The 13,343-nt window shown below is 58.1% G+C and carries 14 protein-coding genes and 1 tRNA gene; 4 read left to right on the top strand and 11 right to left on the bottom strand.

What is annotated here, in order from left to right; genetic code table 11:
- Positions 1 to 169: 169 nt before the first annotated feature.
- Complete coding sequence (locus tag NWV16_RS10570) at positions 170 to 1,045, bottom strand: LysR family transcriptional regulator (protein ID WP_260522955.1); 876 nt, start codon at positions 1,043 to 1,045, stop codon at positions 170 to 172.
- Between the two features lie 111 nt (positions 1,046 to 1,156).
- On the opposite strand from NWV16_RS10570, the gene NWV16_RS10565 reads away from it, so the two are divergent.
- From NWV16_RS10565 to NWV16_RS10550, 4 genes are all read left to right on the top strand, one after another.
- Positions 1,157 to 2,377: an MFS transporter gene (locus NWV16_RS10565; protein WP_260522954.1), complete on the top strand. Its 1,221-nt coding sequence runs from the start codon at positions 1,157 to 1,159 to the stop codon at positions 2,375 to 2,377.
- 64 nt (positions 2,378 to 2,441) lie between these two features.
- Complete coding sequence (locus NWV16_RS10560) at positions 2,442 to 3,440, top strand: NAD(P)H-quinone oxidoreductase (protein ID WP_260522953.1); 999 nt, start codon at positions 2,442 to 2,444, stop codon at positions 3,438 to 3,440.
- Between the two features lie 111 nt (positions 3,441 to 3,551).
- Positions 3,552 to 4,496, top strand: a complete 945-nt coding sequence (locus NWV16_RS10555) for an alpha/beta hydrolase (RefSeq protein ID WP_260522952.1) — start codon at positions 3,552 to 3,554, stop codon at positions 4,494 to 4,496.
- A 151-nt stretch (positions 4,497 to 4,647) separates the two neighbouring features.
- A complete protein-coding gene (locus NWV16_RS10550) occupies positions 4,648 to 5,061 on the top strand; it encodes a VOC family protein (protein ID WP_260522951.1) in 414 nt (137 codons plus the stop codon).
- A gap of 56 nt (positions 5,062 to 5,117) precedes the next feature.
- Here the strand turns inward: NWV16_RS10550 and NWV16_RS10545 are convergent, their stop codons facing one another.
- From NWV16_RS10545 to thrS, 10 genes are all read right to left on the bottom strand, one after another.
- Entirely contained in the window at positions 5,118 to 5,447 is a 330-nt protein-coding gene (locus NWV16_RS10545) for a hypothetical protein (RefSeq protein ID WP_260522950.1), read from the bottom strand.
- Between the two features lie 185 nt (positions 5,448 to 5,632).
- Positions 5,633 to 5,709 (bottom strand) — tRNA-Pro (locus NWV16_RS10540).
- 90 nt (positions 5,710 to 5,799) lie between these two features.
- Positions 5,800 to 6,156 (bottom strand): MerR family transcriptional regulator, encoded by a 357-nt coding sequence (locus NWV16_RS10535; RefSeq protein WP_003179985.1) that lies wholly within the window; start codon positions 6,154 to 6,156, stop codon positions 5,800 to 5,802.
- Positions 6,137 to 6,439: an integration host factor subunit alpha gene (ihfA, locus tag NWV16_RS10530; protein WP_002553164.1), complete on the bottom strand. Its 303-nt coding sequence runs from the start codon at positions 6,437 to 6,439 to the stop codon at positions 6,137 to 6,139. The genes NWV16_RS10535 and ihfA overlap by 20 nt, the downstream gene beginning before the upstream one ends.
- 3 nt (positions 6,440 to 6,442) lie before the next feature.
- Positions 6,443 to 8,821, bottom strand: coding sequence for a phenylalanine--tRNA ligase subunit beta (pheT, locus tag NWV16_RS10525; RefSeq protein ID WP_260522949.1), 2,379 nt, complete (start codon positions 8,819 to 8,821; stop codon positions 6,443 to 6,445).
- Between the two features lie 26 nt (positions 8,822 to 8,847).
- Positions 8,848 to 9,864, bottom strand: coding sequence for a phenylalanine--tRNA ligase subunit alpha (pheS, locus tag NWV16_RS10520; protein WP_260522948.1), 1,017 nt, complete (start codon positions 9,862 to 9,864; stop codon positions 8,848 to 8,850).
- A 109-nt stretch (positions 9,865 to 9,973) separates the two neighbouring features.
- Complete coding sequence (rplT, locus tag NWV16_RS10515; RefSeq protein WP_002553161.1) at positions 9,974 to 10,330, bottom strand: 50S ribosomal protein L20; 357 nt, start codon at positions 10,328 to 10,330, stop codon at positions 9,974 to 9,976.
- Positions 10,331 to 10,360: 30 nt separating this feature from the next.
- Entirely contained in the window at positions 10,361 to 10,555 is a 195-nt protein-coding gene (rpmI, locus tag NWV16_RS10510; RefSeq protein WP_002553160.1) for a 50S ribosomal protein L35, read from the bottom strand.
- A gap of 60 nt (positions 10,556 to 10,615) precedes the next feature.
- Positions 10,616 to 11,167 carry a translation initiation factor IF-3 gene (gene infC, locus NWV16_RS10505; protein ID WP_170929631.1) on the bottom strand — a complete coding sequence of 184 codons (552 nt, stop codon included), beginning with the start codon at positions 11,165 to 11,167 and terminating at the stop codon, positions 10,616 to 10,618.
- A complete protein-coding gene (gene thrS / locus NWV16_RS10500; protein WP_260522947.1) occupies positions 11,167 to 13,089 on the bottom strand; it encodes a threonine--tRNA ligase in 1,923 nt (640 codons plus the stop codon). Before thrS ends, infC begins: the two co-directional genes overlap by 1 nt.
- Positions 13,090 to 13,343: the final 254 nt, after the last annotated feature.

The raw sequence follows: 13,343 nt of genomic DNA, 5'->3' as shown, positions 1-13,343 counted from the left end.
TTTTCATCGTTCGAAAAAAACGGCCTTCGTTGAAGGCCGTTTTTCATTCTGCGGGAGGGCATCAGCCCTGCCGGCGCGGCATTCGATTCTTGTCTCGATGACTTCGCTCCCGGCGCTGGTGCAGGCAGGATCATCAATTGATGCAGCTGTCCTGCACAGCACTCATGGACTATTCATTCTCCAGTGCGAACGCCTCGACAATCTGTTCGATCACCGCCCTGACCCGAGCGGTATGGCGCAAATCCGCATGGGTCACCAACCACACTTCATAGGGCAACGGACGTGTGCGCTCCGGCCATAGCCTGACCAGCCCGTCACGTTCGCCCATGTAGACCGGGATTTCTCCTATACCCAGCCCGGCGGCAATCGATCGTCTTACCAGCAGGCTGGAGCTCAGGCCGGCGACGATACGCCCGCGAGTCACGGGTTCGCTGACCAGGGTCAGGTCCTGCCTGCCTTGCAGATACGGCTGATATACCACCAGATCGTGGCCCTCGAAGGCACTGCCCGGCGTCGGCACCCCGTGGCTGTCGACATAAGTCTGTGAGGCAAACAACCCCACCGGCCAACGCGCGATGCGCCGTGCGATCAGGTTCGGGTTGTCCGGACGGGTGTTGCGCACGGCGATGTCCGCTTCGCGTTTGGCCAGACTGAGGATCTGCGTGGAGGCGTCCAGATGCACGCGCACATCCGGATGCTGTTCGTGCAACCGCGCGATAGCCGGGATCAGGAAATCAATGGCCAGCGAATCGGTGGTGCTGACCCGCACACTGCCGGTCAGCCGATCGTCCAGGCCCTGGATACGCCGTTCCAGCTCCAGCGCCGAATGCTCCATTTTTTCCACCGAGCGGAGCGCGGCTTCGCCGACTGCCGTCAGCGCATAACCCTCGGAGGTACGCAGGAACAAGGTTGCGCCCAGCGACTTTTCCAGTGCCGTGATACGTCGCCCGACCGTCGCTTGGTCCACGCCCAGCACGCGCGCGGCGCCGCGCAATGTCGACTCGCGGCAGACCGCAAGAAACACCCGTGCATCATCCCAGTTCATACCGTTCCCCATTGATGCATAAACGCATCACTATCACGCAAACTCGCTGCATTTCAGCAGCAACGATAGCCGATATGCTGGACGCCATAAACCTTTCACAGGATTGCCGTCATGCGTACTTCAACTGCTTCGCCCGAGCGTCCGGACACGAGCGTCTGGCTGGCGATCTTCGCCGGACTCTGCGCCAGCCTGGTCAGCATCGGTCTGGCGCGTTTTGCCTACACGCCGCTGATCCCCGCGCTGATTCAGGCACAGTGGTTTTCCACCCACGATGTCGTTTATCTCGGCGCGGCCAACCTGGTCGGTTACCTGATCGGCGCCCTCCTGGGCCGTCCGCTTGCACGACGGCTGACTCAGAGAAACGCTCTGCGTCTGATGATGCTGGCGGTGACCGTGGCGTTTTTTGCTTGTGCTTACCCCGTATCGGTGAGCTGGTATTTCGGCTGGCGCCTGCTGTCCGGAATCGCAGGTGGGGCCATCATGGTGTTGGTGGCCGCGACCGTATTGCCTCATGTACCGGCCGCGCGCAAAGGCCTGGCCAGCGGAGCGATTTTCCTCGGTATCGGACTGGGCATCGCCGGCTCGGGCACGATTGTTCCGTTGCTGTTGAACCTGGGCCTGCAAGCGACCTGGCTGGGACTGGGCACCTTGTCGCTGGCACTGACGGCTATGAGCTGGTTCGGCTGGCCATCGGAACTTCCCCATGCAACCGCCGCAACGACTCAGGCGGAACCGGTCGAGCCGACACCGCCTGCTGTTTATCTGCTGTTTGCCCAGTATGCGTTCATGGCTGCCGGGCTGGTGCCGGCCATGGTTTTCCTGGTGGATTACGTCGCCCGTGGCCTGGGCGCCGGCGCGCACGTCGGCGCGCTGGTCTGGATCATGTACGGTCTGGGCGCCATCGTCGGCCCGGTGAGTCATGGCTTTCTCGCCGATCAGCTCGGCGCACGGACCGGCATTCGTCTGGTGCTGGTGGTGCAAGCGATCACCCTTGGCTTGCTGGCCATTTCGCATTCGTTCCTGGCGCTGGCACTGCTGGCAGTGATCCTCGGCTCGTTTCCGCCGGGCATCGTTCCGCTGGCGTTGGCCCGGGTGCATGAGCTGGTGCCGGATCACCATCGCCAACAGGCGGCGTGGAGCCGGGCCACCGTGTCGTTCGCCACGTTTCAGGCGCTGGCCGGCTTCGCCTACTCGGCGCTGTTCAACGCCACGGGCGGACAGCATGCATTGCTCTTCGTGATTGCGGGCGGTGCCATCATGATCGCGCTGATACTTGAGCACGCCATGAAACTGCTGCCCTCCCGCGGCGAACGACGCTGCTGCGCGCAATGACGGGAATCATTTGCCCCTGACTGCGCTCCCATCTACTGATCATTTGTTTCAAGAGGAATCGAAAATGACGTTGCCCACTGAAATGACCCGCATCGAAATCACCGAACCGGGCGGGCCCGAGGTTCTGCAACCACGACGCGTCCCGCTGCCGGTCGCCGCACAAGGTGAACTACTGATCCGCGTACACGCCGCCGGCATCAATCGCCCCGATGCCCTGCAACGCGCCGGCAAGTACCCGATGAAGCCCGGCATGAACTCGATTCCGGGCCTTGAAGTGGCGGGTGAAGTCGTAGTGCTGGGTGCAGGGGTCAGTCAGTTCGCGGTTGGCGACAGAGTTTGCGCCCTGACCAATGGAGGCGGTTACGCCGAGTACTGCACGGTTCCGGCGGGCCAGACCCTGCCGGTTCCCGAAGGAATGGACTGGACTCAGGCCGCGGCGATCCCCGAAACATTTTTCACGGTATGGGCCAACCTGTTCGGTCTCGGTGCCGCCAGCCGTGGACAGCGTGTCTTGATCCACGGAGGCACCAGCGGCATCGGCACCACCGCGCTGATGCTGTGCCGCGAGTTCGGCATCGAAGCTTTCGCCACCGCAGGCAGCCCCGACAAATGTGAGGCCATCCTTGAATTGGGCGGTAAGCCGATCAACTATCGCGAACAGGATTTCGCGGCCGTGATCGCCGAACAAACCAACGGCCAGGGCGTCAATGTGATCCTCGACATCATGGGTGGCTCGTATCTGAACGCCAACCTCGGCGCCCTGGCAATGGATGGCCGTGTGGTGATGTTGGGTTTCCTTGGCGGTGCCCGTGCCAACGATGTCGACCTGCTGACCATTCTCGGCAAACGGGCCGTGGTCACCGGTTCCTTGTTGCGCGCTCGCACTTCTGCGGAAAAGGCTGCCATCGCCGATCAATTACGCGAGCATGTCTGGCCGGCATTGGTCGCCGGGCGTTGCCTGCCGATCATCGACAAGGTTTACCCGCTCACCGACGCGGCCCGCGCCCACGCGCACATGGAGGCAGGCGATCACATCGGCAAGATCGTGTTGAACGTGGCCTGAGCCACAGCATCGTTTTGTAATGATTGCAGGCGGGCGACGATCGAAATTGTCACGCGGGGATAGGTGCTTCTGGTAAAAAGCTTCTTTGTCCGTGCGCTGGTGAACCGTTTAATGTTTCTCGCCTTCATGACCCGGCTTCGACGCCGCCGCCTGGCGTTCGCGTGCATGGCCGCCCTGATCATCGGCCTGCCAACCAGTTGCGCCGTACTGGAGCACACCGAACGCAAGCTGCTGTTTCGCATCGAACCGGGTACGGCGGGCTGGTATCACGGATTACCCGATACCGTTCAGGAACTCGACCTGCAACCCAAAACCTTCAAGGCCGGACAAAACATTCACGCCTGGTGGTGGCCGGCGGAGCGAACCAATGCGCCAGCCATCCTCTACCTGCACGGGGTGCGCTGGAACCTGACCGGGCAGTTGTTTCGCATCGAACAATTGCGCGCGGCGGGGTATTCGGTGCTGGCCATCGATTATCGCGGTTTTGGACAAAGCCGTGGCGACCTGCCTTCGGAAAGCACCGTCTATGAAGATGCCCGGGTGGCCTGGGAGCGCTTTCAGCTGTTACAGCCCGACCCGGACAAGCGCCTGATCTACGGGCATTCCCTCGGTGGTGCGGTCGCCATCGATCTGGCTGCCGAACTGGGCCGGGATGCGGCCAGCAACCACATGCGCCTGCCAGTCCGCGGTCTGATCATTGAATCCACCTTTACATCATTGGCCGACGTTGCCGCCGCCGTAGCCGATACTTCCCTACCCGTTCGCTGGTTGCTGTCGCAGAAGTTCGATTCCATCGACAAGATCGCCGACATCCATATGCCATTGTTGGTGGTACATGGCCTGGCCGATACATTTGTGCCATCGCGTTTCAGCGAGCAACTGTTCGCCGCTGCCAGACAACCCAAAAAACTGCTGCTTGTTCCCGGCGGAACACACAACAACAGCATGGCACTGGGCGGGCAAAACTATCGCAAGGCCATAGACACCTTGATGCAGACAAGGCCTGACGGGCACGTGGCAAGGGCAACACTGCCCAGCAGCCCGGGCGACTCCTGAAAGCCGAGACCATCGGTCATCCCGAAGAAAAATAGGGCTGCATCCGCTGGTAATTCTTCTATCTGACGCTTTGCTGGATGAGGTCAATCCTTCACGTGGCTTCGGCACACCCGGCCGCGCCACGTTTCACAACCCGTCCGGGAGCACAAACATGGAAATCAACCCATACCTGATCTTCAACGGCGATTGCCGTGCGGCCTTCACGTTCTACGAGCAATGCCTGCAAGGCAAACTCGAGGCAATGATGACTTTCGGCGAAACACCTGCGGCAGAGCATGTACCGAAAGAACATCACAATCTGATCATTCATACCTGCCTGAAGGTCGGCGATCAGATGCTCATGGCTTCAGACACCACACCCGACCGCCCGACCCAGGGCATGAGCGGTTGTTCGATTTCCCTGAACGTCGACACCATCGCCGAAGCCGAACGGGTCTTCAACGCTCTGGCCAAAGACGGACGAGTGGACATGCCGCTGGAAGCCACCTTCTGGGCCGCACGCTTCGGCATGCTGGTGGACAAGTTTGGTGTCGCGTGGATGGTCAATTGCGAAAGCGACAAGTAGCGCCACATTTGCGCGAGGCATGAAAAAGCCCAACCTTCATCAGGTTGGGCCTGTGCTTATCGCTGAGCCAGTTCATGTCTCACGCATTGCTCATAGTAGGTCTGCTTGACCGCGGAGGGCTTGAGCCGAGAAGTGCTGTTGTAGGTCTGCTCAGTGATCCCCATCGCCGTCATCCGCATCCACGGCTGTTGAAACTTGCGTACCTGCAAGCGCTTTCGGGCGCCATAAAGGGAAATCCCCGACAGCTTCGATTGCTGCGCGCCAGCCGCGATATCCGAACCCCAGGTACAAGCAAAACGATGGCTCTTGCTCAGTTCCCTCGCTTGGGCGTCCAGCGCGACCAGGGCCAGGGAAATCACTGCAACAGTGATGACAATCGTCCGCATATGGTCAACCTAACCTTTTGAAAAAAGGCGAGTTTGCCGGTATCGAACATAATCGGGGGCCAGCAGTTTGCCGCCTGTTGGCCTTGCGCACGAAAAAACCCAACTCGCTAAAGTGTAGTTTTGCGCGGGCACAAAAAAGCCGATCTGGACGATCGGCTTAAGTGTCTGATTTTACTCAGGAATTATGGTCGGGACGGAGTGATTCGAACACTCGACCCCTAGCACCCCATGCTAGTGCGCTACCGGACTGCGCTACGCCCCGACTAGGCGTTGACTCTGGTCCTTCATGTCGAAGAACGCTCAAGAATATATCGCAAGCTTTTGAAAACTGGAAGTATTTAAAAGCAGGAAATTATTTCTTGAGAACCACCAGAACATCTTCGAGCTCGGCGATCATCTGGCGGATCATTTGTTTATATTGGGTTGTGTCATCTTTGGCTTCATCTCCGGACAACCGCAGACGTGCGCCGCCAATGGTGAACCCCTGATCATAAAGGAGCGCCCGGATCTGCCGGATCATCAGCACGTCCTGGCGCTGATAATACCGGCGGTTTCCGCGGCGTTTGACGGGGTTGAGCTGAGGAAACTCCTGCTCCCAGTAACGCAACACGTGTGGTTTTACCGCACACAGCTCGCTGACTTCACCAATGGTGAAGTAGCGTTTGCCCGGGATGACGGGTAGTTCGTCGTTATGACTTGGTTCCAGCATAAGCCTCAACTCGGGCCTTCAACTTCTGCCCTGGACGAAAGGTGACCACACGGCGAGCCGTGATCGGGATTTCTTCCCCCGTTTTCGGGTTGCGGCCAGGCCGCTGGCGTTTGTCCCGAAGGTCGAAATTGCCGAAACCCGACAATTTGACCTGCTCGTTGTCTTCAAGAGCGTGCCTGATTTCCTCGAAAAACAGTTCGACCAGTTCCTTGGCTTCCCGCTTGTTCAGGCCCAGCTCTTCATACAGACGTTCCGCCATCTCAGCTTTCGTCAAAGCCCCCATACGTCACTTCCTTAACGTGGCGTTCAACCTTTGTTCGAGCGAGGTGAGGATATTTTGCGTCGTCGAATTCACCTCATCGTCATTAAGAGTGCGCGATGGATGCTGCCAGGTCAAGCCGACTGCAAGGCTTTTTCTATCAGGATCAATGCCTTTACCCTGATACACGTCAAACAGCCTGAGATCCGTGAGCCATTCGCCTGCATTTTCACGGATTACACTCAGTACAGCCGAGGCCGCAACGTCTTTGTGGGCAATCAGTGCAAGGTCACGACGCACTTCAGGAAAGCGCGACAACTCGTGGAATTCAGGCATTTTACCCAACGCCACTTCAGCCAGAACCAGCTCGAAAACAAAGACTGGGCGGTCGAGACCGAGGGATTTTGCCAGTTCAGGGTGAATTGCACCGATAAAGCCGACTTCACGCCCTTCACGTTCGATGCGCGCGGTTTGACCCGGATGCAGCGCCGGATGCTTGCCTGGAGCGAAAGTGAACGACTCCAGCGCACCGGCGAAGCCCAGAACAGCTTCCACATCCGCCTTCACGTCGAAGAAGTCAACGGTTTCGCGACCTTGCGCCCAGCCTTCCGGCAGACGGCTGCCGCAGACAACACCTGCCAGCATCGGCTCTTGCTTGAGACCTTCCAGCTGACCGACGAAGCGCAGACCGCTCTCGAACAGACGGACACGATCCTGCTGACGGTTGAGGTTGTGCTGCAGCACCTTGACCAGACCCGGCCACAGCGACGAACGCATGGCGGCCATGTCATTGGAGATGGGGTTCGCCAACAGCAGCGGCTCTACACCTGGATTGAACAGCTCGAATTGCTTCGGATCGATGAAGCTGTAGGTGATCGCTTCCTGGTAACCACGAGCGACCAGCAGACGACGCAGCTCTGGCAGATCGCTGCGCGCTTCGGCCTTGGCTTGCGGTGCCAGACGAGCTTGCGGATAACGAACCGGCAGGCGGTTGTAACCATACAGACGTGCCAGCTCTTCGATCAGATCGACTTCCAGGCTGATATCGAAGCGATGGCTTGGCACTTCTACGCGCCACTGCCCTGCTCCGTCGGCCGAAACCTTCAGTCCCAAAGCGTTGAGCAGTCGCTCGACTTCGGCCGAATCCATTTCCATGCCGAGCATTTGAGTGATGCGCTGAGCACGCAGCGTGATCGGTGCAATCGACGGCAAGTGCTGCTCGCTGACCGTTTCAATGATCGGGCCGGCTTCGCCACCGGTGATTTCCAGCAGCAGGCCAGTGGCGCGCTCCATGGCTTCCCGGGCCAGTTGCCAGTCCACGCCACGCTCATAGCGGTGCGAGGCATCAGTGTGCAGACCGTAGGAGCGAGCCTTGCCCGCCACAGCGATCTGGTCGAAAAACGCACTCTCAAGGAACACGTCACGAGTGGTTGCGGACACGCCGCTGTGCTCGCCACCCATGACACCGGCAATGGCCAGGGCACGAGTATGGTCAGCAATCACCAGCGTATCGCTGCGCAAGCTGACTTCCTGTCCATCGAGCAGGACCAGCTTCTCGCCCTCTTCCGCCATGCGCACACGAATGCCGCCGTTGATTTCGGCGAGATCGAAAGCGTGCAGCGGCTGGCCCAGCTCGAGCATCACGTAGTTGGTGATGTCGACGGCGGCGTCAATGCTGCGGACTTCGGCGCGACGCAGGCGCTCAACCATCCACAGCGGCGTCGGCTTCGACAGATCAACGTTACGAATGACGCGGCCCAGGTAACGCGGGCAGGCGGCAGGAGCAAAGACTTCAACCGAACGCACTTCGTCGTGCACTGCAGGAACAGTCATCACCACTGGACGAGTGACTGGAGCGTCGTATAACGCCCCCACTTCACGCGCCAGACCGGCCAGGGACAGGCAGTCGCCGCGGTTCGGGGTCAGGTCGACCTCGATGCTGGCGTCTTCCAGATCCAGATAAACACGGAAATCTTCGCCTACCGGCGCATCGGCCGGCAGCTCCATCAGACCGTCATTGCCTTCACCGATCTGCAATTCGGCTTGCGAGCACAACATGCCGTTGGACTCGACGCCACGCAATTTGGCCTTTTTGATCTTGAAATCGCCAGGCAGCTCGGCACCGATCATGGCAAACGGAATCTTCAGGCCCGGACGCACGTTTGGCGCACCGCACACGACCTGGAACGTTTCCACACCATTGCTGACCTGACATACGCGCAGCTTGTCGGCATCCGGGTGTTGCTCGGTGCTCAACACCTCACCCACCACCACGCCGCTGAATACACCGGCAGCCGGGGTCACGCTATCGACCTCCAGACCTGCCATCGACAGACGGGCAACCAGCTCGTCGCGACCTACCTGCGGGCTGACCCAGCCACGCAGCCATTGTTCACTGAATTTCATCCTGCTCTCCTAAGAATTCGTTACGACTAGCGAAATTGCGCGAGGAACCGCAAGTCGTTGTCGAAGAACAGACGCAAGTCGTTCACGCCGTAACGGAGCATGGCCAGACGTTCGACGCCCATGCCAAAGGCGAAGCCCGAGAACTCTTCCGGATCGATCCCGGACATGCGCAGTACGTTCGGGTGAACCATGCCGCAGCCCATCACTTCCAGCCAGCCTGTCTGTTTGCAGACGCGGCAGCCTTTACCGCTGCACATCACGCATTCCATATCGACTTCAGCGGACGGCTCGGTGAACGGGAAATACGAAGGACGGAAGCGTACCGCCAGTTCCTTTTCGAAGAACACCCGCAGGAACTCTTCGATCGTGCCCTTGAGATCGGCAAAATTGATATCGCGATCAACCAGCAGGCCTTCGACCTGGTGGAACATCGGCGAATGGGTGATATCGGAGTCGCTACGGTAAACGCGGCCTGGGCAGACGATGCGGATCGGCGGCTTTTTCGACTCCATGGTGCGGACCTGTACCGGTGAGGTATGGGTGCGCAACAGCATGTTCACGTTGAAATAGAAGGTGTCATGCATCGACCGGGCCGGGTGATGGCCTGGGATGTTGAGCGCTTCGAAGTTGTGGTAATCGTCTTCAACCTCAGGGCCTTCGGCAATGCCGTAGCCGATTCGGGTGAAGAACTGCTCGACTCGTTCCAGAGTCCGGGTAACCGGATGCAGACCACCGGAGGTCTGACCGCGGCCCGGCAACGTCACGTCAATGGATTCGGCAGACAGTTTGGCAGCCAGTTCGGCTTCTTCAAACAGAGCCATGCGCGCATTGAGAACGCCTGTTACACGTTCCTTGGCAACGTTGATCAGGGCGCCGACTTGCGGACGCTCCTCTGCCGGCAAATTCCCCAGGGTCTTCATCACCTGAGTCAATTCACCCTTTTTGCCAAGGTATTGAACCCGGATTTGCTCCAGGGCATTGATATCTTCAGCGCTTTGCACAGCCTCTAGTGCTTGAGAGACCAGCGCATCCAGGTTTTCCATGTACAGACTCCAGATACAAAATAGGGGAAGAGCTTGAAGGCTCTTCCCCTATTTATGACGTTTAACACCTGGCCCCACAGAGATGAGGCCGGGTGACTGTCGGGGGTACTTAAGCCAAGGTGGCTTTAGCTTTCTCGACAATCGCAGCAAACGCCGCTTTTTCGTTCACTGCCAGATCAGCCAGAACCTTACGGTCGATCTCGATGGAGGCTTTTTTCAGGCCGGCGATGAAACGGCTGTAGGACAGACCGTTAACACGAGCACCAGCGTTGATACGAGCGATCCACAGAGCGCGGAACTGACGTTTTTTCTGACGACGGTCACGGTAGGCGTATTGGCCTGCCTTGATTACCGCTTGCTTGGCAACACGGAATACGCGGGAGCGTGCGCCGTAGTAGCCTTTAGCAAGTTTCAGAATTTTTTTGTGACGTTTACGGGCAATGACGCCACGCTTTACACGAGCCATGAGTTACTTCCTCTATTCTTGATCCAAAAATTAACGAAGGCGCAGCATGCGCTCGACTTTTGCTACGTCAGACGGATGCAGCAAGCTGCTACCGCGCAGTTGACGCTTACGCTTGGTCGACATTTTGGTCAGGATGTGGCTCTTGAAAGCGTGCTTGTGCTTGATACCGTTAGCAGTTTTCAGAAACCGCTTGGCGGCACCACTTTTGGTTTTCATCTTTGGCATGTTCGGATACTCCGCATTCAGTTGATAAACATAATCAGAAGGCCTGCCGTGCCCTGTTGATTACTTCTTCTTTTTCGGGGCGATGACCATGATCAGCTGGCGTCCTTCCATCTTAGGATGCTGTTCGACCGAACCGTACTCGAGCAGGTCTTGTTCAACCCGCTTGAGGAGTTCCATCCCCAGCTCCTGGTGGGCCATCTCACGGCCGCGGAATCGCAAGGATACCTTGGCCCTGTCCCCGTCACTCAGGAAACGTACCAGGTTGCGCAGTTTTACCTGGTAATCCCCTTCCTCCGTCCCTGGACGAAACTTGATTTCTTTTACCTGAATCTGCTTCTGATTTTTCTTCGCCGCAGCAATCTGCTTCTTCTTTTCGAAGATCGATTTGCCGTAGTCCATCACACGGCAAACCGGTGGGACTGCGTCTGCAGAGATTTCTACCAGATCAAGCTTTGCTTCTTCAGCGATACGAAGCGCTTCATCAATCGAGACGATGCCAATCTGCTCGCCGTCAGCGCCAATTAACCGAACCTCGCGTGCCGAGATATTCTCGTTGATCGGGGCTTTCGGTGCAGTTCGTTTATCCTGTCTCATTTCACGCTTAATAATAATTACTCCGAATCTGGGCGACCACGCCGGGAAACCGCTTGCGCGAGAAACTCAGCGAACTGGGCGACGGGCATCGAGCCCAGGTCAGCACCTTCACGAGTACGCACAGCGACAGTCTGCATCTCGACTTCCTTATCCCCAATAACCAGGAGATATGGAACCTTGAGCAAAGTATGCTCGCGGATTTTAAAGCCGATCTTTTCATTTCTCAAGTCAGACTTGGCACGAAACCCGCTTTCGTTGAGAGTTTTTTCCACCTGGGTGACAAAATCCGCCTGTTTATCAGTGATATTCATGATCACTGCCTGGGTCGGCGCCAGCCACGCAGGGAATGCACCCTCATAGTGCTCGATCAGAATCCCGACGAAACGCTCGAACGAGCCGAGGATCGCACGGTGCAACATGACCGGATGCTTGCGGCTGTTGTCTTCGGAGACGTATTCGGCACCAAGACGCACTGGCAGGTTGAAATCGAGCTGCAAAGTACCACATTGCCACACGCGACCGAGGCAATCCTTCAACGAGAATTCGATTTTCGGACCATAGAAAGCACCCTCGCCCGGCTGCAGATCGTAGGAAAGGCCCGCGCTATCAAGGGCTGCGGCCAAAGCTGCTTCGGCGCGATCCCACAGCTCGTCGGAACCGACGCGCTTTTCCGGACGAGTGGACAGCTTCATCTCGACATCGGTGAAACCGAAGTCACGATAAACATCCATGGTCAACTTGATGAACGCGGCGGATTCGGCTTGCATCTGCTCTTCGGTGCAGAAAATGTGGGCGTCATCCTGGGTGAATGCACGCACACGCATGATGCCGTGCAGAGCACCCGACGGCTCGTTACGATGGCAGGCACCGAATTCGGCCAGACGCATCGGCAGCTCGCGGTAGCTCTTCAGCCCCTGATTGAACACTTGTACGTGGCAAGGGCAGTTCATCGGCTTGATCGCGTAGTCGCGGCTTTCCGACTCGGTGGTGAACATGTTGTCGGCGTAGTTGGCCCAGTGCCCGGACTTTTCCCACAGGCTGCGATCAACGACTTGCGGCGTCTTGATCTCGAGGTAGCCGTTGTCACGCTGCACCTTGCGCATGTATTGCTCAAGCACCTGATACAGAGTCCAGCCATTCGGGTGCCAGAACACCATGCCCGGGGCTTCTTCCTGAGTGTGGAACAGGCCCAGGCGCTTGCCGATCTTGCGGTGATCGCGCTTTTCAGCCTCTTCGATACGCTGGATATAAGCCGCCAGTTGCTTTTTGTCGGCCCACGCAGTGCCGTAAACGCGCTGCAATTGCTCGTTCTTGGCATCACCGCGCCAGTAGGCACCGGAGAGCTTGGTCAGCTTGAAGGACTTCAGGAAACGAGTGTTCGGCACGTGCGGGCCACGGCACATGTCGACGTACTCTTCGTGGTAGTACAGACCCATGGCCTGCTCGTTCGGCATGTCCTCGACCAAACGCAGCTTGTAGTCTTCGCCGCGAGCCTTGAACACTTCGATCACTTCGGCACGCGGAGTGACTTTCTTGATGACGTCGTATTCGGTGTCGATCAGCTGCTGCATGCGCTGTTCGATGGCGGCCATGTCTTCCGGAGTGAAAGGACGTTCGAAGGCGATGTCGTAATAGAAGCCTTCATCAATGACCGGACCGATGACCATTTTGGCCGTCGGGTACAACTGCTTGACCGCATGGCCAACCAGGTGAGCGCAAGAGTGGCGAATGATTTCCAGCCCCTCTTCATCCTTTGGCGTGATGATTTGCAGCGTTGCGTCGCTGTCGATGATGTCGCTGGCGTCGACCAGCTTGCCGTTCACCTTGCCGGCCAGAGTAGCCTTGGCCAGGCCTGCACCAATGGATGCGGCGACCTCGGCTACGGAAACCGGGTGATCGAATGAACGTTGACTGCCGTCGGGAAGAGTAATAGTTGGCATGGCGCCTCCTCTCCTAGTGGTGACCCCTACCAAAGGTCACGTGGGTTGGGATGAGCCAGTACAAGATCCGATCCAGGCCATTCAATGACGAACGCCTGCCTTACAGCGGCAGGAGCCTTGCGGCCAACCGGAAAACCGAACCAGAGTGACTGGGATTCAAATCTGAGTATTCGTACGCTGCCACTGCCGGGACTGAAGACCCGCAGCCTGCAAACGCTCGAGTCGGCCATGCTAGCACAGATGAACGGTCATAC

Origin of the sequence: Pseudomonas sp. BW7P1 (genome assembly GCF_024981055.1) — a bacterium.
GTDB lineage: Bacteria > Pseudomonadota > Gammaproteobacteria > Pseudomonadales > Pseudomonadaceae > Aquipseudomonas > Aquipseudomonas bananamidigenes.
Note: the sequence above shows the minus strand (reverse complement) of the source record. Positions and strands in the feature narration are given on the sequence as shown.